The 24,275-nt window shown below is 37.6% G+C and carries 25 protein-coding genes; 3 read left to right on the forward strand and 22 right to left on the reverse strand.

The features are described 5' to 3' along the window. Positions 1–19: 19 nt before the first annotated feature. Positions 20–1,687 (reverse strand): asparagine synthase B, encoded by a 1,668-nt coding sequence (gene asnB / locus DCS32_RS02830; protein WP_108876894.1) that lies wholly within the window; start codon positions 1,685–1,687, stop codon positions 20–22. A 257-nt stretch (positions 1,688–1,944) separates the two neighbouring features. Here asnB and DCS32_RS02835 point away from each other — a divergent pair, with 257 nt between their 5' ends. Further along, on the forward strand, positions 1,945–2,481 hold the full coding sequence (locus tag DCS32_RS02835) for a DUF2911 domain-containing protein (RefSeq protein ID WP_108876895.1): 537 nt from the start codon (positions 1,945–1,947) through the stop codon (positions 2,479–2,481). An 83-nt stretch (positions 2,482–2,564) separates the two neighbouring features. Here the strand turns inward: DCS32_RS02835 and DCS32_RS02840 are convergent, their stop codons facing one another. From DCS32_RS02840 to DCS32_RS02905, 14 genes are all read right to left on the reverse strand, one after another. After that, positions 2,565–3,095, reverse strand: a complete 531-nt coding sequence (locus DCS32_RS02840) for a hypothetical protein (RefSeq protein ID WP_108876896.1) — start codon at positions 3,093–3,095, stop codon at positions 2,565–2,567. A gap of 5 nt (positions 3,096–3,100) precedes the next feature. Next, entirely contained in the window at positions 3,101–4,360 is a 1,260-nt protein-coding gene (locus tag DCS32_RS02845) for an asparagine synthetase B (protein WP_108876897.1), read from the reverse strand. Between the two features lie 81 nt (positions 4,361–4,441). Further along, positions 4,442–4,912, reverse strand: a complete 471-nt coding sequence (locus tag DCS32_RS02850; protein WP_108876898.1) for a hypothetical protein — start codon at positions 4,910–4,912, stop codon at positions 4,442–4,444. A gap of 88 nt (positions 4,913–5,000) precedes the next feature. Beyond that, positions 5,001–6,557: a replicative DNA helicase gene (dnaB, locus tag DCS32_RS02855; RefSeq protein WP_108876899.1), complete on the reverse strand. Its 1,557-nt coding sequence runs from the start codon at positions 6,555–6,557 to the stop codon at positions 5,001–5,003. A 167-nt stretch (positions 6,558–6,724) separates the two neighbouring features. Further along, positions 6,725–7,678, reverse strand: a complete 954-nt coding sequence (locus tag DCS32_RS02860) for an acetyl-CoA carboxylase carboxyltransferase subunit alpha (RefSeq protein ID WP_108876900.1) — start codon at positions 7,676–7,678, stop codon at positions 6,725–6,727. An 80-nt stretch (positions 7,679–7,758) separates the two neighbouring features. Beyond that, the gene (locus tag DCS32_RS02865) at positions 7,759–8,664 is read right to left on the reverse strand and encodes a DMT family transporter (protein ID WP_108876901.1); all 906 of its coding nucleotides are present in this window, start codon (positions 8,662–8,664) and stop codon (positions 7,759–7,761) included. After that, a complete protein-coding gene (locus DCS32_RS02870) occupies positions 8,651–9,727 on the reverse strand; it encodes an LptF/LptG family permease (RefSeq protein WP_108876902.1) in 1,077 nt (358 codons plus the stop codon). Before DCS32_RS02870 ends, DCS32_RS02865 begins: the two co-directional genes overlap by 14 nt. Continuing rightward, the gene (tgt, locus tag DCS32_RS02875) at positions 9,728–10,858 is read right to left on the reverse strand and encodes a tRNA guanosine(34) transglycosylase Tgt (RefSeq protein ID WP_108876903.1); all 1,131 of its coding nucleotides are present in this window, start codon (positions 10,856–10,858) and stop codon (positions 9,728–9,730) included. An 80-nt stretch (positions 10,859–10,938) separates the two neighbouring features. Further along, the gene (locus tag DCS32_RS02880) at positions 10,939–12,174 is read right to left on the reverse strand and encodes an Nramp family divalent metal transporter (protein ID WP_108876904.1); all 1,236 of its coding nucleotides are present in this window, start codon (positions 12,172–12,174) and stop codon (positions 10,939–10,941) included. Beyond that, positions 12,171–12,740: an RNA polymerase sigma factor gene (locus tag DCS32_RS02885; protein ID WP_108876905.1), complete on the reverse strand. Its 570-nt coding sequence runs from the start codon at positions 12,738–12,740 to the stop codon at positions 12,171–12,173. Before DCS32_RS02885 ends, DCS32_RS02880 begins: the two co-directional genes overlap by 4 nt. After that, a complete protein-coding gene (locus tag DCS32_RS02890; protein ID WP_108876906.1) occupies positions 12,731–13,846 on the reverse strand; it encodes a glycosyltransferase in 1,116 nt (371 codons plus the stop codon). Before DCS32_RS02890 ends, DCS32_RS02885 begins: the two co-directional genes overlap by 10 nt. A gap of 12 nt (positions 13,847–13,858) precedes the next feature. Next, positions 13,859–14,056: a hypothetical protein gene (locus tag DCS32_RS02895; RefSeq protein ID WP_013751282.1), complete on the reverse strand. Its 198-nt coding sequence runs from the start codon at positions 14,054–14,056 to the stop codon at positions 13,859–13,861. A gap of 69 nt (positions 14,057–14,125) precedes the next feature. Continuing rightward, complete coding sequence (locus tag DCS32_RS02900; RefSeq protein ID WP_108876907.1) at positions 14,126–14,893, reverse strand: anti-sigma factor domain-containing protein; 768 nt, start codon at positions 14,891–14,893, stop codon at positions 14,126–14,128. After that, positions 14,890–15,444, reverse strand: a complete 555-nt coding sequence (locus DCS32_RS02905; RefSeq protein ID WP_108876908.1) for an RNA polymerase sigma factor — start codon at positions 15,442–15,444, stop codon at positions 14,890–14,892. The genes DCS32_RS02900 and DCS32_RS02905 overlap by 4 nt, the downstream gene beginning before the upstream one ends. A gap of 123 nt (positions 15,445–15,567) precedes the next feature. On the opposite strand from DCS32_RS02905, the gene DCS32_RS02910 reads away from it, so the two are divergent. Next, positions 15,568–16,080, forward strand: a complete 513-nt coding sequence (locus DCS32_RS02910) for a fasciclin domain-containing protein (protein ID WP_108876909.1) — start codon at positions 15,568–15,570, stop codon at positions 16,078–16,080. Between the two features lie 168 nt (positions 16,081–16,248). On the opposite strand, the gene murB is transcribed toward DCS32_RS02910, so the two are convergent. From murB to DCS32_RS02925, 3 genes are all read right to left on the reverse strand, one after another. Next, complete coding sequence (gene murB / locus DCS32_RS02915; protein ID WP_108876910.1) at positions 16,249–17,268, reverse strand: UDP-N-acetylmuramate dehydrogenase; 1,020 nt, start codon at positions 17,266–17,268, stop codon at positions 16,249–16,251. A gap of 2 nt (positions 17,269–17,270) precedes the next feature. Beyond that, the gene (locus tag DCS32_RS02920) at positions 17,271–18,461 is read right to left on the reverse strand and encodes a pyridoxal phosphate-dependent aminotransferase (RefSeq protein WP_108876911.1); all 1,191 of its coding nucleotides are present in this window, start codon (positions 18,459–18,461) and stop codon (positions 17,271–17,273) included. A 136-nt stretch (positions 18,462–18,597) separates the two neighbouring features. Beyond that, complete coding sequence (locus DCS32_RS02925) at positions 18,598–18,984, reverse strand: DUF1573 domain-containing protein (protein ID WP_108876912.1); 387 nt, start codon at positions 18,982–18,984, stop codon at positions 18,598–18,600. A 179-nt stretch (positions 18,985–19,163) separates the two neighbouring features. Here DCS32_RS02925 and DCS32_RS02930 point away from each other — a divergent pair, with 179 nt between their 5' ends. Further along, entirely contained in the window at positions 19,164–21,797 is a 2,634-nt protein-coding gene (locus tag DCS32_RS02930) for a valine--tRNA ligase (RefSeq protein WP_108876913.1), read from the forward strand. Between the two features lie 80 nt (positions 21,798–21,877). On the opposite strand, the gene DCS32_RS02935 is transcribed toward DCS32_RS02930, so the two are convergent. The 4 genes from DCS32_RS02935 to DCS32_RS02950 are packed head-to-tail and all read right to left on the reverse strand — an operon-like array spanning position 21,878 to position 24,197. Further along, positions 21,878–22,138: an acyl-CoA-binding protein gene (locus DCS32_RS02935; RefSeq protein ID WP_239057553.1), complete on the reverse strand. Its 261-nt coding sequence runs from the start codon at positions 22,136–22,138 to the stop codon at positions 21,878–21,880. After that, positions 22,138–22,788, reverse strand: coding sequence for a phosphatidylserine decarboxylase family protein (locus DCS32_RS02940; protein WP_108876915.1), 651 nt, complete (start codon positions 22,786–22,788; stop codon positions 22,138–22,140). The genes DCS32_RS02935 and DCS32_RS02940 overlap by 1 nt, the downstream gene beginning before the upstream one ends. Then, positions 22,778–23,581 carry a phosphatidate cytidylyltransferase gene (locus DCS32_RS02945; protein ID WP_108876916.1) on the reverse strand — a complete coding sequence of 268 codons (804 nt, stop codon included), beginning with the start codon at positions 23,579–23,581 and terminating at the stop codon, positions 22,778–22,780. The genes DCS32_RS02940 and DCS32_RS02945 overlap by 11 nt, the downstream gene beginning before the upstream one ends. A gap of 1 nt (position 23,582) precedes the next feature. Next, positions 23,583–24,197, reverse strand: a complete 615-nt coding sequence (locus tag DCS32_RS02950; protein ID WP_108876917.1) for an LUD domain-containing protein — start codon at positions 24,195–24,197, stop codon at positions 23,583–23,585. Between the last annotated feature and the right edge of the window lie 78 nt (positions 24,198–24,275).

A 24,275-nucleotide genomic window follows, 5' to 3' on the forward strand; every position in this document is an offset into this window, starting at 1 on the left:
TTTAACAATTTACATATTCTTAATAAGCATCATCATGTACAAAAGCCACCGCTCTTCCAGATGGATCATTCATGTTTTTAAAGGCTTCATCCCATTCTAGTGCTGTAGGTGTACTACAAGCTACACTTGGCACAGATGGTACACAGAGCGCTGCAGCATCACTTGGGAAGTGCTCTTCAAAAATGGTACGGTAGTAAAACTCTTCTTTATTTTGAGGCGTATGGATAGGGAATCTATGATGTGCATTTTCCATTTGAGTTGCGCTCACAGCTTCATCTACTACTTCCTTAAGACTATCAATCCATGAATAACCTACACCGTCTGAGAACTGCTCTTTCTGTCTCCAGGCTACGCTTTCTGGTAAATACTTTTCAAAAGCCTTACGCAAGATCCATTTTTCCATCTTACGCTCCTTAGTTATCATTTTATCTTGAGGGTTAAGGCGCATTGCGACATCCATAAATTCTTTATCTAAGAAAGGAACACGTCCTTCTATACCCCAGGCTGCAAGTGATTTATTTGCACGTAGACAGTCATACATGTGTAATTTATCTAGTTTACGCACAGTCTCCTCATGAAACTCTTTTGCATTTGGTGCTTTATGAAAGTATAAATATCCTCCAAAAATCTCGTCTGCTCCTTCTCCTGAGAGTACCATTTTCACTCCCATAGATTTAATCACACGTGCCATTAAGTACATAGGCGTACTCGCTCTTATCGTGGTGATATCATACGTTTCTAGATGATAGATTACATCACGTATAGCATCTAGTCCTTCTTGTATTGTAAACTCAATAGGGTGATGCACTGTCCCTATATGATCTGCTACCACCTGAGCAGCTGCAAGATCTGGAGAACCTTTAAGTCCTATACTAAAAGAGTGTAACTGTGGCCACCATGCAGCTTGCTCATCACCAGATTCTATACGCTTTTCTGCATATAGCTTTGCAACCGCACTTGTGATGGATGAGTCTAGACCTCCAGAAAGTAATACCCCATAAGGCACATCACTCATAAGTTGGCGCTTTATAGATGCCGCAAGTGCATCGTGCAACTCTTCTATACTTGACTCGCTATCTTTTACGTTATCATATTCCATCCAGTCACGAGAATACCAGCGTGTAAGCTCTCCTCTCACACTAGAGTAATAATGTCCTGGAGGAAATAATTCAATTTTTGAACAAACACCTTCTAGTGCCTTTAACTCAGAAGCTACATAAAAAGTCCCGTGTTGATCCCATCCCATATATAGCGGAATAATTCCCATATGATCACGAGCTACAAAATATTCGTCTTTTTCCACATCATATAGTGCAAAGCCAAAAATCCCATTGAGCTTGTCACAAAAGTCGTGACCGTGTTCTTTATAAAGTGCGAGTATGATCTCACAGTCTGATGCTGTTTGAAACTCGTAATCACCAGTTAAGGTCTCACGCAATTCTTTATGGTTATATATCTCTCCATTTGCTGCGAGTACAAGACTCTTATCTTTTGAAAATAACGGTTGTTTCCCAGAAGCTGGATCTACTATAGACAGACGTTCGTGTGTCATGATGGCATTCTCATTATTAAAAACCCCATTCCAATCCGGCCCTCTGTGGCGTATTTTTTTTGACATTTCTAATAATTGAGGACGTAAATCTTCGGCTTTCTCCTTGAGATCAAAGGCACATACAATTCCACACATGATTTTATATATTTATTGTTATTGATAAGGCAAATATGCAATTACACTTCCATTAATAAAACGAAGAATATAAATACAGTTACATATTATAACTTTATTACACATAAACGTATTAATGTGAAGGTATACGCTTTCGCGAAAGCGTACTTCTAAAACATTTTGAAAGTTTTAGCACTTTTGTGAGACTTACAACATAACTTTGAAGGAGCCTTGAGAGCTATTTCAAGACTAATTAACTCTAAAACAATATTACTATTATGAAAAAGTTTTTTATGACTGCTATGGTGGCACTAGCATTTGTTGCTGCACCATCTGTGAATGCACAAGATTTTAATGTAGATAAAAGCCCAATGGATCAAGCGGCTTTTCCATCTAATTACAAGGAATCAAATAAGCTAGTAAAAGTAACATATAGCCGCCCTCAGCTTAAAGAGCGTGAGCTTTCAAAACTTGCTCCAGACGGTAAAGTATGGAGACTTGGTGCAAATGAAGCAGCAGAGATTACTCTTTACAAGGATATGAAACTAGGAACGACGCCAGTAAAAGCAGGAACGTACACAATGTATGCAATGCCTAATGGTGCTGAGTGGACCATCATTTTAAACTCTGACCTTAATGTATGGGGTTCTTACTTCTACAAAGAAGCAAATGATGTAGCTCGTATCACAGTACCGGTAACACAAGCAGATGATGCTATCGAGTATTTTGGAATGGAATTTATGCCAGTAGATCAAGGAGCTCACCTTCACATGGCGTGGGGTAATGCTCGTGTAGAAGTACCATTCTACAACTAGTCTTTAGATTTTATACAACATACAAAACCCGAATTTCTGTAATAGAAATTCGGGTTTTTCTTTTAGATACAACATTGAGATTTCTAATCTTGAAAATCACCTTTTAGCCATCTTGTGACTTTAAGCTCCCATTGTAATTCTTTCATATGATCGATAGAGTGGTTAGTCTCTTTATCAAATAATTGCTGAGTAGCGATGCGCTCTTCCTCTACTTCTTTATAGAGCATTTTAATTTCTTCAAGACTATTTGAAGTAAACGTAAACGAGGCTACTTTATCTTCAAGCTTACGTGCATACACTTCTGTAATATTAAAATGTGTTTGCTCATGAGCCAGAAGATGTTTGCTCTTTTCTTGATGTCGCACCCATGAATACTCAGGATAAAAATGAGCAGTAACAGTTAAGCTCGCTTTATCTATATACCCCTCACCATTAGAAGCATATCCTTGACTGATACCTGTACTAGAAATCGCTGCCCAGCGTTCTAAAGAATTCGGTGTTCCTTTAAAATCTGACCATTGCAGTATACGCTGGCTATGCCAAGGAAGTCGTTCTGGAGCATCAGAGACAGATACAAAGGCTATTGCAATTAGTATGATAAATACTCTATTCAATGTTATTATGTTTTTTGCTTTTTCTTGCGTGCTGCTGGAAACAGTACATTATTTAAGATCAAACGATAACCAGGCGAGTTAGGATGTAGTTCTAATTCTGTCTTAGGATCACCTACTCTGTGCTGGTAATCTTCTGGATCGTGACCTCCATAAAAGGTAAAAAATCCTTTTCCTTTAATCCCGTGAATGTATCTCGCCTCACCATTTGTAAGATTTTCTCCCATTACTAGCACATTAGACTTGATAGTTTCTGGATCATAACTCGTAGTCTGTCCCATAAAGCCTTTTACAAGAGCCGTATGATTTTGACAAAGCATCGTAGGAATAGGATCCCATTTTGCACTATAATCTTTTAAGGTAAAGTAATCTGTTTGAAAAGGAATCTTACGTTTACTCGTCATATCTATAGATGAAAACTCGTATGTAGTAGGAGAACGTTCTAGACTATAGTTTTTGAAAGCAAATGTTTTCTGGAAGTCTATTTTTGAAGTATATCCTGGTTCGCTAGGATCTCCGTCAAACATTGGTTCACAAATATCTACTCCCTCAGCAGAGAGCGCAATATCAAAACTATCTGTCGCGCTACACATTGCAAACATAAAACCACCTCCCACAACATAGTCACGTATTTTAAGAGCTACATCGCCTTTCTCCTTAGATACTTTATCGTAACCTAATTTGGCAGCAAGTGCTTCGGCTGCTTTTTTCTCTTCTATATACCAAGGCGCGGCGCGGTAGGATCCATAAAATTTTCCAAACTGTCCTGTAAAATCTTCATGGTGTAGGTGCAACCAGTCGTATAAAATAAGCTGGTCACTCAGTACTTCTGTATCGTAAATAGTAGTGTAAGGAATCTCTGCATAAGTAAGCACCATGGTCACGGCATCATCCCAAGGCACTTTACTGTCTGGTGTGTACACGGCAATTTTTGGCGCTTTTTCTAGCACTACAGCTTCCATATTTTGAGAAGGACTCGCTATTTCCGTAAGAATTTGTTCCGTTTGTCCGTCTGATAATACTTCATATGAAACACCACGTATAGTGCACTCTCTGCGTACCTCTTCGGTATCTGGCAGTAAAAATGAGCCGCCTCTATAGTTAAGCAACCACTTTACTTTTTGGTTTTTATCAAGTGACCAGTATGTAATTCCATATGCTTTAAGATGCTCCCTTTGTGTCTCTATATCCATAGGTATGAGGATATATGAAGCTTTCGCGAAAGCGAAATTCAATATCAAAAAGGATAAAATAAGTAGTTTCTTCATTGTCAATTTTATAACGTTGAATTTACGGAATTGTTATGACAAGAAAGGTGCCACAAAACATCCTGATGGAATCATAAAATATCAATTTTCTAAACGAACTTTAGAAGGTTCCTTTACTATATATAGTATATATAATGAATCGCCGATTTTTGGTATCTCATTTAAATAAGTAGAATTTTGATATGTTTCGAATTTAACAATTGCAGATAGTGTATCTGTGTTTATCACATATTTCAATTTTAAATTGTAATAGTCATAGGCTGCTGAACCCCATCCTGAAGCATTTAAATCACGATGTTGAACTACATCTAATACTTTAGCTTTTGTTCGTTCAGAATTTTTCAAAAAATAATTGACGTTATAATTATCTACACCCCATATTATAAATCCCAAAATAAAAACAAATAGAAAAAGTAAATAAATACTTTTCAACGTAATCCTACTTGATTCCATTTTATGCTTTAATTCTTTTTCGTATAATTCAGCATTTTCTCTTGCTCTTTTACGACTTGATGAATAAGGAAATTTATTGTTTTCTTTATCAAAGAACATACATCGTTTATTACATTCAAAAATATCTTTGATTATTGAAAAGATTGTTCAAAGAATCAACTTCTATTTTGAGACTAATCATCTGAAATTAAAAAGGAACATCATCATCCTCATTCTCACTTGGGAGTCCTGGTGGTGGACCTCCAAAAGCATCATCTGCACTAGGTAATGCATTAGGGTTAAATGTGTCATCATTTGCCGCAGCATTCATACTACTTGCAAACTCGTATGGTGTAGAGAAGTCATCAAGGTTATCAAACTTACCTAAGTGACCAACGAACTTAAGACGTATGTTATCGAGACCACCGTTACGGTGTTTTGCAACGATAAACTCTCCTTGTCCTTCTGTTGGGCTGCGTTCATCATCATCCCACTCTTCAATTTTATAGTATTCTGGACGGTAGATAAAAGATACAATATCTGCATCCTGCTCGATCGCTCCAGATTCACGAAGGTCAGAAAGTAAAGGTCTTTTACTACCTCCACGCGTCTCCACCGCACGTGACAACTGTGACAGTGCAATTACTGGTATAGAAAGTTCCTTTGCAAGTGCTTTAAGGTTACGAGAAATCATAGAGATTTCTTGCTCTCGGTTTCCTCCACCCTTTTGTGAAGAACCACCCGTCATTAATTGCAGGTAATCAATCATTATAATTTTAATCCCAAACTGTGATGCAAGACGTCTTGCCTTTGCACGCAAGTCAAAAATAGAAAGTGATGGTGTATCATCAATAAATAGAGGCGCTTTCTCTAAGCTTTTTACTTTCACGTTGAGCTGCTCCCATTCATGCTTCTCTAACTTTCCTGTACGCAGTTTTTCTGAAGACAATCCCGTTTCTGAAGAAATCAAACGAGTAATCAACTGTACGGAAGACATCTCCAGCGAGAAGAATGCTACTGGTATATTTTGATCTACTGCCATGTTACGAGCCATCGTAAGCGTCATCGCTGTTTTACCCATACCTGGACGAGCTGCAACGATAATTAAATCTGATGGTTGCCATCCAGAAGTAAGCTCATCTACTTTATGAAAACCAGTAGGAATACCTGATAGTCCCTCTTGATTTGCAATCTCCTCAATTCTCTTTTTCGCTTGTATTACAAGGTTCTGAGCACTCTCAGAACTACGTTTTACGTTTCCTTGCGTTACTTCATACAGTTTTGTTTCGGCAGTATCTAGAAGGTCAAATACATCTGTTGTTTCATCATATGCTTCTTCAATAATTTCATTAGAAATTTTGATGAGTGAACGCTGTATAAACTTCTGTAAGATGATACGAGCGTGATACTCTATGTGAGCAGAAGAAGCTACTTTTTGTGTGAGTTGGATCAGATAATAATCACCTCCAGCTGTATCGAGCTTACCCATCTTCTTAAGCTGCTCAGAAACAGTTAATAAGTCGACTGGTTGCCCTTCTTCAAAGAGTACTCTTATCGCTTCAAAAATATGTTTGTGTTGTTCTTTATAGAACACCTCTGGTGATAAAATGTCAATTACCTCATCTACACCTTTCTTATCAATCATAAGCGCACCAAGCACAACAACCTCAAGATCAAGCGCTTGTGGCGGTATCTTCCCTTTTTCAAGGCTAATTACTTGACCCTTAGAAGTGTTATATGCTGGCTTCGGCTTCGTTTGTTCCATAGCTACGAAAGTAAATAAATAGTTATGCGAGATACGCTTTCGCGAAAGCGTAGTACTCACAGGTCATTAACAATTGAACTGTTAATAACTAGAAAATATTGTTAATAAGGGTAAAAAAATCCGCACTGGAAAAGCGCGGATTATGGCATCAAGTGAAAAAGGTCTTGTTAGCCTTTGAAGACTCCCATTTCTGAATATTTATTCATCCTTTGTTCCACGAGTTCTGTTGGTGATAAGTTCTTAAATTCGTCAAAAGCTTTTAATATTGATTCTTTTACAGTAAGAAAAGCCTCTGGACGGTTTGCATGCGCTCCGCCTAATGGTTCTTTTACAATCTCGTCTATAAGCTTCTGTTTTTTCATATCTGTAGCTGTAAGCTTTAAAGCCTCTGCTGCCTGTTCTTTATACTCCCAGCTTCTCCATAAAATTGAAGAACATGACTCTGGTGAGATTACAGAATACCAAGTATTTTCAAGCATAAGCACTTTGTTACCTACACCTATTCCTAAGGCTCCACCACTTGCTCCTTCTCCTATGATCATCACAATAATAGGCACTTTAAGACGTGTCATCTCAAGAATATTACGAGCAATAGCTTCTCCTTGTCCACGCTCTTCTGCTTCAAGACCTGGGTATGCTCCTGGTGTATCCACTATAGAAACTACAGGTACTCCAAATTTCTCGGCGCTTTTCATAAGGCGTAATGCCTTACGGTAACCTTCTGGATTTGCCATACCGAAGTTACGGTACTGCCTTGTTTTTGTATTATAACCCTTTTGCTGACCAATGAACATAAATGACTGATCACCTATCTTTCCTAGGCCACCTATCATTGCTTTGTCATCTTTTACATTGCGATCTCCGTGAAGCTCCAAAAAAGTATCACCACAGATAGCATTTATATAATCTAAAGTATAAGGACGATTAGGGTGTCTTGATAATTGAACACGCTGCCAAGCAGTAAGATTTTTATAAATATCCTTTTTAGTAGCAGCTAGTTTTTTTTCTATTTGCTTACAAGTCTGGGTAACGTCTACATCGCTCTCTTGGCCTATTAAGGCACATTTTTCCAGTTGCTCTTCAAGCTCTTTGATTGGTAATTCGAAATCTAAATATTCCATTCTCAAGGTTTTAAGACGCACAATGGCGCTTTGCTTTCGGTTAGGTATAGTCTACAAATATAATGGTTTTCTTAAGAGACTCAAGCCTCTTTAACAGCCTTGAATTTTTTACTATTCTTAAGCACTCCATTTGCAATAACTACGGCGAGAATTACAAGCGCGCCATAGTAAAATTCTTTACTCATTTGTTCTGCATCTCCTAGCACTAGAAAGGCTAGTAATATTCCATATACTGGTTCAAGATTAATGGTAAGCATGATTGTATATGGACTTAAATGTTTCATTACCGCTACAGCCGCTATAAAGGCATATGCTGTACATACAGAGGAAAGTACCCCTATATAAACCCAATCCATAGTAGCTAGAGCAAAAAACTGTGCAGAAAAGAATGTATCTGGCCTTGCAACCACAAGATAGACTGTCACACACAGACTCCCGATGAGTAACTCGTAAAAAGATATTTTTGTAGGATGATGATTTTCTATAAACTTTCCATTTATCAACGTAAATACTGCCGATAAAAATGCAGAAAATAAAGCTAATAATATTCCCGTTTGATAAGCAGTTTCTACTTCAAAAATAACATATAGTGCCCCTACAACGATAGCTCCAAAAAGTAACTCATACCAGATTACTTTACGCTTATAAAATATGGGTTCGAGTAAAGCTGTAAAAAATGCTCCTGTACTCATCATAGCAAGTGTAATAGATACATTAGACTCCTTAATTGCTCCAAAGAAAGTAAGCCAGTGTACCGCAATGACTAAACCAGCAATAGCAAAACCTACTAATGTTTTACGTGATACTGCAAGAGACACTCCTCGTATCTTTATAAATGCAAATATAAATATACTTGCTAAGCCCATTCTGAACCAAACTAACGGCACGGCATCTATAGTTATAAGCGCTCCGAGTACTGCTGTAAATCCCCAAATAAATACTATCAGGTGAAAGTGAAGGTATGCTTTAAGCTTATCGTTTTGCATTGCGTAGAAGATATACTGCTAGTATAGCAAAAAGTATGTTAGGTGTCCATACAGCAATCAATGGTGGAAAATCTGATTGTTCTGCAAGTGTTCCAAAAACTTTATCAAAGAATATAAAAACAAAAGCAAGCACAATTCCAAAGGCAAGGTTGATACCCATCCCTCCACGACGCTTCATAGCGCTTACAGCTACTGCTATAATTGTGAGAATGTATGCTGCGACGGGTAAACTATAGCGTTTTTGCAAGGTTACTTCATAACGACTTATGTAAGAAGATCCTCTTGATTTTTCTTTAGCTATAAACTCTCTCAATTCTGGAGTACTCAAAGTTTCTGCAATATATTCTACAGGAGTGAGATCATCCATATCAAAATTGAATACCGTATCTAACTTTGCTTTACTTTCAAGTATATCACCATCCTCTGTAATCGTTCTCTTCTTAAAACTATTTAAGGTATAAGTAGTATCCTCCTCATTATATCTAATACGCGTAGCACTCATTTTGTAAGTCATCTTATTGCCTTCAAAATGCTCCCAAGTAAAATTACGCCCAGTCTTAGTACGTGGCGTAAAACTGCTCACATAGATATAATCTCCTGTATCAATCTGTCGATAGACGTTTTGTGTATCTCGATCTTTTTTATTCTTCTTTAGGTATTCAAAAATGAATTCGTTGTAGCCCTTATTTGCACGTGGAGCAAGATAAGTCCCTAAGAAAAAGGCCCCTGCACAAACTATGGTCGCCCCTATTATATATGGTCTTAAGAATCTATAAAAGGATACTCCACTACTCAAGAAGGCAATAACCTCCGTATTGTTTGCTAGTTTTGAGGTAAACCAAATGACCGACAAAAACAGAAATAAAGGAAAAAGAAGATTTGCAAAGTATATTGTAAAATTGAGATAATATAAAGCCACCTCACCAAAAGGAACTTCGTTTGCTAAGATTTTATCAATCTTCTCTGCAAGATTTACAATGATACCTATAGGTATAAACAGCACAAGCATCGTGACAAATGTCCCGATGTATCGCTTTACTATATACCAATCTAGAATTTTCAATTATAAACGATTATCCATTTGTTTTACCATCATTTCTTTCCAAGTCACAAAGTCTCCTGCAATAATATGCTTACGAGCTTCACGCACTAACCACATATAAAAACCTAAATTGTGGATGGTTGCGATTTGCATTCCTAATAACTCATGACATTTGAACAGGTGACGAAGATAGGCTTTACTATATTCTGTATCTACCCAAGTAAGCCCCATCTCATCTATAGGAGAAAAGTCATCCTCCCATTTCAGGTTTTTAATATTTATACTACCGTAGGCAGTAAATAACATTCCGTTACGAGCATTTCTTGTAGGCATCACACAGTCAAACATATCTACACCTAACGCAATATTCTCTAAAATATTTATAGGAGTACCCACTCCCATCAAATATCTAGGTTTGTCCTTAGGCAATATAGCAGTTACAACCTCTGTCATCCCATACATTTCTTCTGCTGGCTCTCCTACAGAGAGACCACCTATGGCATTTCCAAAAGCACCTGCATTTGCAATATATTCGGCAGATTGAGCTCTTAGATCCTTATAAGTACTCCCTTGCACAATAGGAAATAAGGCTTGCTCATGACCATACAACGCTGGGATTTTATTAAAATGATTTATACAACGATCTAGCCATCTATGCGTCATATGCATAGACCTCTTTGCATAACGGTAATCACATGGATATGGCGTACATTCATCAAATGCCATCATAATATCTGCACCTATCTGGCGCTGAATTTCCATTACATTTTCTGGTGTAAATAAGTGCATAGACCCATCTACGTGAGACTTAAAACGCACTCCTTCTTCCTTAATCTTACGTCTATTAGATAATGAGTACACTTGATACCCACCACTATCTGTAAGAATAGGTCGATCCCAGTTCATAAACTTATGTAATCCACCTGCCTTCTGCATAATGTCCATCTTAGGACGTAAATACAAATGATAGGTATTACCTAATATAATATCTGGATTAATATCTTCTCTAAGCTCGCGCTGGTGTACACCTTTTACAGATGCTACCGTACCTACGGGCATAAAAATAGGCGTCTCAATGACACCATGATCTGTTGTAAGTTTTCCTGCTCTCGCTTGAGATGCAGGATCTGTTGTAAGTAAGTCAAATTGCATAAGAGGCAAAGATATAACTTAGATACAATTTAAAATGAAAGTTGCAACGTCATTTTAAAGGTTAAAAAGGTGTCAGCATATTAAAACAACGTAATTACATACCAGATGCTGAAGCCTAACAAAGCAATTATACTCACAATACTAAGCAAATCCATGCCTTTAGAGAGCCTCGCTTCTCTAGGAATACTTTCGTCCTTGAAAGATAAATAATTACAAATGGCATAGAACGGAGCCGTAAGAAAAGATAATATGGTCGCCACTTTCACAAGAGCTCCCATCTCGCTTATTAAGAAAAATAATGTCCCACAGGTTCCAAGAATTAAGACGATAAGATAAAACAAGTACCCTCGTTTTTTAAAACCAAAACCTAATAATGAGGTGGTAGCTTCTAGCGCTCTAGGAGACGCATCTAATGTAGTAAGTGTGGTGCTAAAAATTGTTGTAAATGCCGCCACACCAATAAGCAGGCTTGCCCAATCTCCCAGACTTGCTGTATACATATTGATAAGTTGGCCTGCAAAAACACCTCCCTTTGGAGAAAAAGTCTCCCCACTACCAAACATTACTAATGCCCCTAAGGTCATGAAGCAGATACCTAATACAATTGCCCCAGCATACCCAATATTAAAATCAAAAATTGAATTGCGCATTGCATCCTTACCCGTATCTCTTTTTTCTAGTGTCCATAATGAATGCCATATAGAAATATCAAGTGGCGCTGGCATCCATCCCATAAAAGCAATCAGAAATGCCACAGCCGCTCCTTCGGTTGGTATAATTTGGAGCAAGTTTGCCGGAGTTCCCATTCCTTGAATAATTACGCTTTCGCGAAAAGCAAAAAAGACAGCCACCAGCGTACTTATAGTGAGTGTGATAATAATCACCTTCATTAGTTTATCGAGAATCCTATACTTACCTATGGCTAGTATTGCAGCACACAGTATTGTAATTGCGACACTCCATATCGCTACGTCATTAGTAATACCAAAAAGCTGAACAGCAATTCCTGCAGTTACAATGGTTACTGCTGTCTGAATAGTAAACATAGTAGCTAGTGTCAAAAAGAAATAAACCCACAAAACAGGCTTACCTAATTTCATATAGCCAACTAGCAAACTATTTCCAGTTGCCGAGGCATACCTAGGTCCAAACTGGAAGAATGGATATTTTATAATGTTTACGAGGATCAAAGCCCAGAGGAGACCAAAGCCAAAATCGGCGCCTGCTCTAGTGCTCTGTACAAGATGAGAAACCCCAATAGCAGCACCAGCAAATAATAATCCTGGTCCTAACTTTTTAAAGGGTATAGCTTTCAATTATCTTCTGTTTTAATTACATCTGCGAGTAATCTGCGAGCTCGTAGAAGCTTCACTTTTACATTACTCATAGGTTCTTCAAGATGCTCTGCCATTTCTTTATAGCTCATTTCTTGAAAGTAACGCAAATTAATGATTTCTTGATAATGAGGCTTTAAAGTTTTAATGTACGCTAGTAATTCAGATAAATTCTGCTCTTTTATGAGTACATCTTCTGGAGAAGGGTTTAAGTCGGCAACTTTCTTTACTCGCTCGTCATCACGATCAGAGATCTGAGATCTTATAGAAGACTCTTTTTTCCTAATAATATCAATGTGTATATTTTTTGATATCGTAATTAACCATGTAGCAAATCTATACTCTTCTTTATAGGTATCTATTTTTGAAAAGGCTTTTGAAAACGTCTGGATGGTAATATCCTCAGCGTCGTAAGCATTTTTAGTACGCTTGAGCTGGAAGCCATACACCTCACTCCAAAAGGAATTGAGCAAGAAATTGAAAGCACTTTGCTTTCCTTCTTTTGCTCGGGATATTTCTAAAATAATTTTTTCGGGGGTTACTTCCACCGTGTAGGTTTTGTGATAAGGTTACTGATAAAGATACTCATTTGCACACATACCAACGTAATCTCGTAAATAGGGTATAAATAAGTCAAATCTTTTTCTTGTAAACGCGTAGCGCTACAACCTACCGTAATCCATGAACATAAATAACGTACACCAATAATGAGCGCTACCCACTGCCAGTTAAACTGAGTTACAAGAAGTGCAACCGCTCCTACTAAGAACAAACACTGACTTATATAAAAAAGCGCTAGCAATGATTTCTCAAGAAATTTATAGTGCGCTGCAGTGCTTATGTGTCTACGCTTTTGAGTTATCCAACTTGCAAAAGTTTTCTTAGGGGTAGAAATTGTAAATGATTCTGGAGAAAACTGTATCGCTGTATTCTTTCGTGTGCTTGCCTCGTTCACAAATAAATCATCATCACCACTTTGAATTTTAATGTGGTTGATAAATCCTTTTTGCTCATAAAAAACATCTGAGGTATACGCTAGGTTACGACCTACGCCCATGTAAGGTCTACCCGCTTTTGCCCAACTAAAATATTGTAAGGCAGTCATCAAAGTTTCAAATCTTATGAGCTTGTTAATCCAGGATCCTTTAATTTTCTCATAAGCACCATAACCTAACACAATTTCCTTTTCTTCACTAAAGGAGGAAGCCACGTGCTGCAGCCAGTGATTTGATGCTGGAACACAATCTGCATCTGTAAATAACATGTGCTTATGCTGCGCTCGTTTTATTCCAAGCGTAAGTGCGTATTTTTTATTACCCCAAAAAGTTTCATTATTCACCACATTTACTTGCTGCACATTAGTATTGGCTAGTTTAAATGCTTCCATTATATCTTCTGTATCATCAGAAGATGCATCATTAATTAAAATAACTTCAAATTCTGGATAGTCTTGAGATAGTATTTTTGGAATATTTTTTTGAAGATTTGCCGACTCGTTTTTGGCACAAATAATTACAGAAACTGGAGGAAGCGAACTTGTATTGGTATTAGAAATTTTCGCGAAAGCGAATAACCAATAGAAAACATAAAAAGTCACGTTAATAAACGTGACTCCTATAAATATATAAAAAAGTAGTGTAAAAATGTGTTCCAACAGATAGAGGTCTTATTTCTCTACAGAACAGTCACCCATTTCTTCGGGCATTTTACCGCACATACCGCAAGCCTCGCCACTCTTATTAAGAAAAGGACTTTGACTAGCGCAGGTACCTGCAAATTTACCATCTTTTTTTGCCCAAATTTTTATTGCAATACCTGCTACAGATAGTGCAAGAAGGGCTAGTGTTATTAATAGTAACTCCATGACAATTATTTTGCACAAAGATACAGAAAGGCATTAGGAAGTAAAAGTTTTTTAAAGGAAGGAAAGTCCTTAGTTATTCTCAAAACTTATAGTCGCAACCTCATTTGCTTGTGTTGCTTCTTTACTCCCACCCTTAGGCTCTATTGTAATATTAATACTCGCCATACGCTCCTCATAAGGAATCTCTACAAGGTTATCTTTTGTAACCTTGAGAATATCTAGAGGAACTAGTGTTCCATCTACAGATGCCCACATCTGGTACACTTGCTCGTCTGGAAGCTCAGGCAAGGTATTTACGTGTATGTATGAACGCTGCTCTAGCTCGTTAACGTAAGCAACAGCCTCTAGTCGCTGTGCGCGCACATTACCTTGTAAAATATATTTCTGGGTTGATGTATTATTGAGAATCATAAATTGCTCCTCTACAGATTGTAACATCTCTCTATTTGAAACGATATCATCATTTAAGTTTTCAAGCAGGTTTGAAGTGAACCTTCTATCATCTAGTAACTCTTGATTTTGCTTATAAATCATAATAGCAACTAGTCCAAAAAATGCTGCAATCATACATGCAGTAATTGCAAGAATAGGCAAAGCACGCTTAGGCTTAGTTCTTGCTACATTTACGATTGTAGAACGTAATTCCTCAGGAACTTTTACAGCATACGACGCCGCATAATTCTCAAGATTTTCTTGTAGTTCTATATAAGTTTGCTTCACCTCTGGATACTTAGCTATATAATGCTCAGCTTCCTGAGACTCTATAGGCGAAGTAGTTCCCATAAGGTAACGCTCTAATAAATCGCTCTCTAAAAATTGTGAAACTCTATCACTCATAACGTACTGATCATAAAAAATAATACTCCAAACAGTTTACGCAGCTCTCGCAAGCCTATTTTTAACCTAGACTTTACGGTACCTAGCGGGATGTTCAGCTCTTCACTTGCCTCTTGCTGGGTCATTCCTTGAAAAAACAACGCGTCAATTACAACTCTATATTTATCTTCAAGTCCATTTGCGTGTTCTTGAATATCCATATGCTCTATTGCCAGCGAGGTAGACTGTACATGATATACGTTTGAATCGTTTGTTTGGACTTCTTTATTCATTTTTCTTTTACGGCTACGTACCTTGTCTATAGCCGTGTTTTGAACTACTCTAAAAAGCCAAGTAAACAGACGCGCTTTATCGGCGTCATACTTATGTGCGTTTTTCCAAATTTTGACAAATGATTCTTGCAATACGTCTTGAGCAAGCTCCTCATCGTGGGTCACTTTAATCGCAACACCATACAGAGCATCTGCATAGTTGTCATATAATAACCCTATAGCACGCTCATCTCCAGCTTTAAGGAGTTCTACAATATGTTTTTCGACAAATGTCTTCAAAAAGTAAGTTTTTCTTGAATTAACAAAATCTTAAGAATACAATTCCATCCTACACTTCAAGTTAGTGCGTATAATTAAGAAAGGAAAAGATTTTACTATAAACTCTGTAAACAGCGTATTATTATGAAACCCAAAAATATAATTTTAATTGCAGTAATCTCATTCTTTTCCTTGAGCAGTTATGCACAATCGGACATCGCAGATATTATCTTACATTCTGAAAATCACACGACATTTACTGCAGCAATAAAAGCGGCAAATCTTGTTTCTACCCTCAAAGAAAAAGGTCCATATACCATATTTGCTCCTACTAATGAAGCATTTGACAAACTTGAGCAAGGAAAACTACAATTCCTCCTGCAGTCAGAAAATAAAGCTATACTATCCACTACGCTTACCTATCATATAATACCAGCATATCTCACCACAACTAATATTGTTGACCAAATAGCAATAGGAGACGGCACCTTTAAAATGATAACCGTTGCTGGAAATATCCTTACTGCTTATTTTAAAGATGGTGATGTACTACTCACAGATGACCTAGGGAACACTGCAAAAATCATTGCTACAGATTTGAAAGGTTCTAACGGCATCATCCACGTGATTGACGGAGTAATGATGCCTAGAAATTAGAATTGCCTCAAGTCTAGTTTAGTTGAGAAAGCCCCATGCGAGTGGGGCTTTTTTTTACGCTTTCGCGAAAAAGGGATAGACTACAAAACGTAGAAATAGAAAAAGAGCAGCCATTGAGCTGCTCTTTCTTTATTCGAAAACTACCTTCTTATCTAATTTTTTTGGGGCTTAAATCACATTCACCTCTGGAACAATCTTTATCCCGAACATTTCATTTACGGCTGCTTGAATTTTCATAGCAACTCCCCAGACTTCTGCTCCGGTTGCATTACCATGATTAACTAATACAAGAGCTTGCTTATCATGCACACCTGCATCTCCAAATCTTTTCCCTTTAAAACCAGCTTGCTCGATAAGCCATCCAGCAGGAACTTTGATTTGCTCATCACCTATTGGGTAAAAAGGTATTTCGGTATACTCTTTTCTGAGCTCTGTAAACTGAGCTTGAGAGATTACTGGATTCTTAAAAAATGACCCACTATTCCCTATCTTTTTGGGATCTGGCAACTTAGACTGGCGTATTTCAATCACAGCGTTTGAGATATCTACTAAGGTTGGGTTTGTTATTTCTTTCGCTTTAAGCGTGTCATAAATAGCACCGTACTCTGTATTTATTTTATGATTCTTCTTTGTAAGTTTAAAAGTCACCGACGTAATTACATATTGATCTTTGAGCTCATTTTTAAACACAGAATCTCTATATCCAAAGGCACAATCATCAAGTGTAAAAACACGTTCCTGTTGTGTAGCCCTATGCACTGCCTCACATGAGTAAAAAGTATCTTTTAATTCTACTCCGTAAGCACCTATATTTTGAATAGGTGATGTCCCCACATTACCAGGGATAAGAGATAGGTTTTCAACACCTCCTAGGTTGTTGTTTACGCAATACAATACAAACTCATGCCAGTTTTCTCCTCCAGCTACCTTAAGCAAGATTTCATCTTCAGTAAATGAATCATCTACCACTACAATACTCTTAAGGTCACAGTGAATCACTAGCCTATCGACGTCTTTAGTGAGAAGCATATTACTCCCTCCTCCTATTATAAAAGGATTAGGATATGCCTCATCTGCAAGTAATTCTTTTAAACTACCAATAGAAGAAACGCTCGCAAAATAGCGAGCGTTTACATCTATACCAAAGGTATTATACTTCTTAAGCGATACGTTTTCTAGTACCTCCATTATTAATCTTGATATTGCTCTAAGGCAACTTTTAAAATGGCCACAGCATCTTTTAAGTGATTTTCTTCTAATACATATGCAATACGCACCTGGTTAAGACCTACGTTTGCACTACTATAGAAACCAGCTGCCGGAGCTACCATTATTGTTCTTCCATCTAAGTCAAAAGACTCTAGTAACCACTGTGCAAAAGCATCTGCATTTTTTACAGGAAGCTCTGCGATACAGTAAAATGCACCTTTAGGTTTTGCTACTTTTATTCCAGGTATAGCTTCTAGTCCTGCTACAAGAATATCTCTACGAGACACATACTCTTCAATCACATCATCAAAATAACTCTGAGGAGTATCTAATGCTGCCTCAGAGGCTATTTGAGCAAATGTAGGAGGACTCAAACGTGCTTGTGCAAACTTCATAGCAGTGCTCATAAGCTCTTTATTACGACTTACGATACACCCTATACGAGCTCCACACATAGAAAAGCGCTTTGATACAGAATCTATCATGATAGCATGATTGTCAATATCACGCTCCTTCATTACTGAGTGATGCTGGTGACCATCGTAAGCAAACTCACGATACACCTCGTCTGCTATTAGAAAAAGGTCGTGCTTCTTAACAAGCTCTGCTAGCTGGCGTATTTCTTCTTGAGAATATAAATATCCTGTTGGATTCCCAGGATTACAAATAACGATTGCCTTTGTCTTGTCTGATATCAATTTTTCAAAATCTGAGATAGGAGGCAATGCAAATCCTTCTTCTAATGTAGATATAACAGGCACTACCGTCACGCCACTTGCAGTTGCAAATCCGTTATAGTTTGCATAGAAAGGTTCCGGAATGATAATTTCATCACCTGGATCTGTAACACTTCCCATTGCAAATAGCAATGCTTCAGACCCTCCTGTAGAGATAATTATATCTTCAGAGGTTACATCAATACCGTGATTACTATAATATGAAGCTAGTTTATCTCTGTAAGATTGAAACCCTGCGCTATGGCTATACGCCAGCACTTCGAGATCATTATTTTTTACAGCATCAAGTGCTACTTTTGGCGTCTTAATGTCTGGTTGACCAATGTTAAGTTGGTGAATTTTTATTCCTCGTGCTTTGGCCGCATCGGCAAATGGTACGAGTTTACGTATAGGTGATTGAGGCATTGCAAGCCCCTTCTTTGATATTGCTGGCATAATGTATTTTTCTTTATACAAAAATGCGGAATTTATTGGTGTTTTTAAAGCGCGTGCAAGGGTATTTTACTTTCGCGAAAGCGCATAAAAAAAGACCGCCATTACGACAGTCTTTTATACAAGTTATGTGATCTGATTATTGACCAGCTTCTGGCTTTACTGTCCCTTTAATTTTGAGACTTTGTGGCACTTCTGAAGCATTAGAATAAACTGTTATTGTCTTTCTAATTGGCCCTGGACGCTTAGTGTCATACTTTACCTCTATTTCTCCTTTTTCTCCTGGTTGAATAGGATTTTCTGGTTTCTTAGGTATTGTACAACCACATGTAGAGTATACACGAGCAACAATAAGTACGTCATTTCCAGTATTTGTAAAAGTAAACTTACGTATACCGTCTGCACCATAATCTACTTCACCATAATCTACAACTTCTGAATCAAAAGTGATTACAGCTTTTTTCTCTTGTGCTTGTACGCTTACTACTAGAAGCATAGCAACAAATAAAAATAGTACCTTTTTCATAATTTTAAATATTTGAGGGATTTCAAATGTAACTACAAATTAAACACCTGCCAAGAATGATATTAACATTAACATGGTGCGCTACTGTATATGTGTGCCAAAAATAGCACTTTGTCTACACAATAATCCTACTGTTATCCCTACTTTTGCTTACTTTAAGACAATAATCAGACCAAACTATGAGTATAGCATCAAAATATGATTCTACCCAAGTAGAAGACAAGTGGTACAGCTACTGGATGGAACATAATTACTTCCATTCTACACCAGACAATAGAGAACCGTATACAATCGTGATACCTCCTCCTAACGTAACTGGCGTCTTACACATGGGACATATGCTTAACAACACGATTCAAGACGTTTTAGTGCGCCGTGCTCGACTGTTAGGAAAAAATGCTTGCTGGGTACCTGGAACAGATCACGCCTCTATTGCTACAGAGGCAAAGGTAGTTGCACGTCTTAAAGAACAAGGCGTAAAAAAATCTGATCTTACTCGTGAGGAGTTTCTTGCGCATGCATGGGAGTGGAAAGAAGAGTATGGTGGCGTAATCCTAGATCAGCTTAAAAAGCTCGGAGCTTCATGCGATTGGGAACGCACTGCCTTTACAATGGATCCAGCAATGTCTGAGTCTGTTATAAAGACCTTTGTAGATCTTTATGACAAAGGTCTTATATACCGTGGCTACCGCATGGTAAACTGGGATCCAGAAGCAAAAACTACACTTTCTGACGAGGAAGTAATACATGAAGAACGCCAAGGACTTCTATATTACCTTAACTATAAACTAGAAGGCTCTGATGAAACGTTAACGATTGCCACAACACGTCCAGAAACTATTTTTGGCGACACTGCTATATGCATTAACCCTACAGACGAACGCTTTACACACCTCAAAGGAAAGAAAGCAATTGTACCTATAAGTGGTCGTGTGATTCCTATTATAGAAGATGAGTATGTAGATCTTGAATTTGGAACAGGATGCCTAAAGGTTACTCCTGCACACGACGAGAATGACAAAATGCTGGGCGATAAACATAAGCTTGAAGTAATAGACATCTTTAATGATGACGCTTCTCTTAACAGCTTCGGACTTCATTACGAAGGTCAAGATCGTTTTGAATGTCGTAAGAATATTAAAAAAGAACTTGAAGAAATAGGTGCTCTAGTAAAAACAGAGAACCACATTAATAAAGTAGGAACATCAGAACGCACAAAGGCCGTAATTGAGCCTAGACTATCTGACCAGTGGTTCCTTAAAATGGAAGAGCTTGTAAAACCTGCCATAAAAGCTGTGCTTGAAACTGGCGAGGTAAAGTTATTTCCTAAAAAGTTTGAAAACACCTACCGTCACTGGATGGAGAACATACGTGACTGGAATATCTCTCGCCAGTTATGGTGGGGACAGCAAATTCCTGCTTACTTCTATGGAGAGGGAAAAGAGGATTTTGTAGTTGCCGAAAGTATGGAGGATGCTGTTACGCTTTCGCGAAAGCGTACCGGAAACGATTCCCTCACTGCTGCAGATTTACGTCAAGACGAAGATGCAATGGACACTTGGTTCAGCTCATGGTTATGGCCTATGAGTGTTTTTGACGGAGTACGCAATCCAGACAACGAAGAGTTTAACTACTACTACCCTACAAATGATCTTGTTACGGGACCAGATATTTTATTTTTCTGGGTAGCGCGTATGATCATTGCTGGATATGAGTACACAGATAAAAGACCTTTCCAGAATGTTTACCTGACAGGTCTAGTACGTGACAAGCAGCGTCGCAAGATGTCTAAGTCACTAGGTAACTCACCAGATGCACTAGAGCTCATCAAAGAATACGGGGCAGATGGTGTACGTGTAGGACTACTATTGAGTAGTGCCGCAGGTAACGACCTTATGTTTGACGAAGATTTACTTAAGCAAGGAAAAGGATTCATCAAGAAAAACTTAAGTGCCTTCAGCCTTATTCAAGGTTGGGAAATAGACGAGACCATATCACAACCTGCACACAGCGCACAAGGTTTAGAATGGTACACTAACCGTTTTAATCAGACGCTTGTTGAGATAGAAGACCACTTCTCAAAATATAGAATTTCTGACGCTTTGATGGCGAGTTACAAACTCGTATGGAATGACTTCTGTGGTTGGTTACTAGAGATTATCAAGCCAGCATACCAACAACCTATTGATCGTAAGACGTATGATGCAGTAATTGCAGCATTTGAAAACAACCTACGTATACTTCATCCATTTATCCCTTTTGCATCTGAAGAGATCTGGCAGACAATCGCCACACGTACTCCAGAAGAAGCGCTAATTATCAATAAATGGCCAGAAGGAGGCGAAGTAAACGAGCAAATCATTGCAGATTTTGACTACGCTACACAAGTTGTTTCAGGAATAAGAACGATAAGAAAAAGTAAGAACATAGCTTTTAAAGATCAGATAGAATTACATCTTCTAAGCAATGAGAAAGCATCATCAGACTATGATGGCATCATCTCGAAGTTAGGGAATGTGAGTGAGATCGCTTTCGCGAAAGCGCCACTAGACGGAGCATTATCCTTTAGAGTAAAATCTAATGAGTACTTCATACCACTTGCAGGCGCTATTGATGTAGAGGCCGAAGTTGCAAAAATTGAGGAAGAACTCAAATACACGAAAGGCTTCCTTATATCTGTTTCTAAGAAACTATCAAATGAACGCTTTGTAAGCAATGCACCAGAAAAGGTGGTTGAGATCGAAAAGCAAAAGATGGCAGATGCCGAAGCAAAAATTGAGGCTTTAGAAAAACGTCTTACTAGTTTGACTTAGACTTTCAAATACCTATTACAACAACAAAGGCGCAGATGATATCTGCGCCTTTGCTCTTTTGTATAATCTAATAATTGTTTTTACAGATATTTATCTGCAGCTTCAATATACGCTTCTTTTGCCTCTTGCGTAGTCATAGACTTAACTTGCAGTAATGCATTAATCTTAAAGGCGCTCACAAGCTCGTGCTCGCCTTCATTGTGACTAAATGTATTCTTTTGAGTAGCCTGTTTGTAAAGCGCGTAAAACTGCAGCAATACGTCTGGCGGAAATTCCTGCTTAGCATTACTCACCTTTCGGAGGGCTTCTTCAAATTTTTCATGAAGTACCTTCTTATCCATTATATTGATGCTATTATCGATTGCGCTCCTTTTACAACATCATTAAGCTTTACATCAAGTTTTGTTCCTATAGGTAGATATAAATCTACACGAGAACCAAAACGTATAAAACCACTATCGTCTCCCTGTACTACCATCTGTCCCTCTTCTGCATAATTGATAATGCGCTTAGCAAGAGCTCCAGCAATCTGACGATAAAGAACGTCACCAAATTTATCTGTATTCACAACAACTGTTGTACGTTCATTCTCTGTACTTGATTTAGGATGCCAAGCTACTAGGTATTTACCCGGATGATACTTGCTGTAAGCAATACGCCCCCCTCCCGGATAACGTGTTACGTGCACATTGAGTGGCGACATAAACACAGAAACCTGAAGACGCTTATCTTTAAAATACTCCGCCTCATACACCTCCTCGATAACAACTACTTTACCATCTACAGGAGAGGTAAGCACATTTGCATCATTAGGTGCAGTACGTTCAGGATTTCTAAAAAACTGAAGTACTAAATATAATAGCACACCTAATACGATAGCTATTAAATAAAACAACCAGTTTTTATCTAAAAACCTATTAGCAACTAATATAAGTCCCGTAAAAATAACGAGTGATATTACTATAATTTTATATCCTTCTTTATGGAACATAGTCAAGTACAATTAAAAATAAGTATAAAAATGGTGCTGCAAATATGATACTATCTAGTCGATCATATAATCCACCGTGCCCAGGCATAATACGCCCGCTATCTTTCACCCCTGCTTGACGCTTGAGCTGTGATTGAATAAGATCTCCTAAAGTTCCAAAAACAGAAGTAACAATAGCTATAGTTATCCACAGCTGAAGACCGAGAAGATCTGTAAAAAAGTAAAATAGTAAACTAGCCAAACAACAGAATACTAATCCACCCACAAAACCCTCGACAGTCTTGTTAGGAGAAATACGTTCTAGCAGCTTATGCTTACCTATACTTTTACCTACTATAAAGGCAAAGGTATCATTAATCCATATAAGTGCAAACACGCTTGCTACTAGTAATGAGGTATATTCTCCTTTATATGATGGCAGGAGCATAGTAAAGACCACACCTCCTATAATATAAAATATGGTATAAGCATACTTTTGAGCAACTGTAATATATCGCTCTGAAGGCCTAATAAGATTTTTAATGAGATAAAGGTTTACGGTAATTGTAAGCGCTAAAAAAATGAGAGTAACACTTCTATCTAACTTTAGGTAACATAAAACAGTTACACAAGCAAGTAGCAAAATATAAGAAAGCAATGATTTTATCTCAATGAGTTTGAGAAACTCATATAACACTACCACTCCTAGACCTAAAAAAACTATTAGATAGGTAGTTTCTAATGAGAAAATAGCAAGTAACAGTAATGTCACATAGAGCAATCCAGATAGCCCTCTAATAATTATTTCACGCATATTAAAGGTCTTCTAGCAATAATAGGTAAAGATTCTTTGTACTACTTCCATAGGTCATAAAATCTTTATCATCTTCTTTTGACTCAAAATTCTTAATAGTGGTAATGTTAGTAGGTATACTTCCAGAATTTCTATTCTTTATGAGCCTTAATCCCTCTCCTATTGTATTTACTATTTGACTTGTAGTCCCAAAAACAATAATATTCTCAGGCAAATCATTTAGCTTAAGTTCCTTTAACTGCTTTGAACACACTAGCAGCGAACCATCATTTGCTACAAGACTCTCACAAGTAGTAAGAAAAAAAGGAGCTTCTTTATTTGTACCGAAAGTAAGATTATATCCTTTAAAGAGATCTTTGAGGTTATCATCTGTACAAAATACATTTTCTTCGTACCAATCGTTTTCTAACAGAATGTTATCAAAATTTTCATTGATCTCATCTTGATTAAGAGCATACAAAAATCGCCCTCCATTTATGATAAAGTTTTTTGTGAAACGCTCGTCTGCTGGAGTATTAATATCCGGCATGTATTTACTACGCACTTCACCTTCTTTATCGCTATGGGGGCTATCTGATTTAGATGTATTTCCAAAGATTTTTCTAAAAAGACTCATCAATAGATTTGCTCAACGCTTGGTGTATTATTCAAATATAAAAAATCTTGACTGAACCATAGGTACAATCAAGATTTT

Origin of the sequence: Dokdonia sp. Dokd-P16, assembly GCF_003095655.1 — a bacterium.
Classification (GTDB): Bacteria; Bacteroidota; Bacteroidia; order Flavobacteriales; family Flavobacteriaceae; genus Dokdonia.

Excerpts from the sequence above, each read along its gene's own strand:
- asnB (WP_108876894.1), bottom strand. The coding sequence starts at position 1,687 with ATGTGTGGAATTGTATGTGCCTTTGATCTCAAGGAGAAAGCCGAAGAT.
- DCS32_RS02835 (WP_108876895.1), top strand. The coding sequence starts at position 1,945 with ATGAAAAAGTTTTTTATGACTGCTATGGTGGCACTAGCATTTGTTGCT.
- DCS32_RS02845 (WP_108876897.1), bottom strand. The coding sequence starts at position 4,360 with ATGAAGAAACTACTTATTTTATCCTTTTTGATATTGAATTTCGCTTTC.
- DCS32_RS02850 (WP_108876898.1), bottom strand. The coding sequence starts at position 4,912 with ATGTTCTTTGATAAAGAAAACAATAAATTTCCTTATTCATCAAGTCGT.
- dnaB (WP_108876899.1), bottom strand. The coding sequence starts at position 6,557 with ATGGAACAAACGAAGCCGAAGCCAGCATATAACACTTCTAAGGGTCAA.
- DCS32_RS02860 (WP_108876900.1), bottom strand. The coding sequence starts at position 7,678 with ATGGAATATTTAGATTTCGAATTACCAATCAAAGAGCTTGAAGAGCAA.
- DCS32_RS02865 (WP_108876901.1), bottom strand. The coding sequence starts at position 8,664 with ATGCAAAACGATAAGCTTAAAGCATACCTTCACTTTCACCTGATAGTA.
- tgt (WP_108876903.1), bottom strand. The coding sequence starts at position 10,858 with ATGCAATTTGACTTACTTACAACAGATCCTGCATCTCAAGCGAGAGCA.
- DCS32_RS02895 (WP_013751282.1), bottom strand. The coding sequence starts at position 14,056 with ATGGAGTTACTATTAATAACACTAGCCCTTCTTGCACTATCTGTAGCA.
- DCS32_RS02900 (WP_108876907.1), bottom strand. The coding sequence starts at position 14,893 with ATGAGTGATAGAGTTTCACAATTTTTAGAGAGCGATTTATTAGAGCGT.
- DCS32_RS02910 (WP_108876909.1), top strand. The coding sequence starts at position 15,568 with ATGAAACCCAAAAATATAATTTTAATTGCAGTAATCTCATTCTTTTCC.
- murB (WP_108876910.1), bottom strand. The coding sequence starts at position 17,268 with ATGGAGGTACTAGAAAACGTATCGCTTAAGAAGTATAATACCTTTGGT.
- DCS32_RS02920 (WP_108876911.1), bottom strand. The coding sequence starts at position 18,461 with ATGCCAGCAATATCAAAGAAGGGGCTTGCAATGCCTCAATCACCTATA.
- DCS32_RS02925 (WP_108876912.1), bottom strand. The coding sequence starts at position 18,984 with ATGAAAAAGGTACTATTTTTATTTGTTGCTATGCTTCTAGTAGTAAGC.
- DCS32_RS02930 (WP_108876913.1), top strand. The coding sequence starts at position 19,164 with ATGAGTATAGCATCAAAATATGATTCTACCCAAGTAGAAGACAAGTGG.
- DCS32_RS02935 (WP_239057553.1), bottom strand. The coding sequence starts at position 22,138 with ATGGATAAGAAGGTACTTCATGAAAAATTTGAAGAAGCCCTCCGAAAG.
- DCS32_RS02940 (WP_108876915.1), bottom strand. The coding sequence starts at position 22,788 with ATGTTCCATAAAGAAGGATATAAAATTATAGTAATATCACTCGTTATT.
- DCS32_RS02945 (WP_108876916.1), bottom strand. The coding sequence starts at position 23,581 with ATGCGTGAAATAATTATTAGAGGGCTATCTGGATTGCTCTATGTGACA.
- DCS32_RS02950 (WP_108876917.1), bottom strand. The coding sequence starts at position 24,197 with ATGAGTCTTTTTAGAAAAATCTTTGGAAATACATCTAAATCAGATAGC.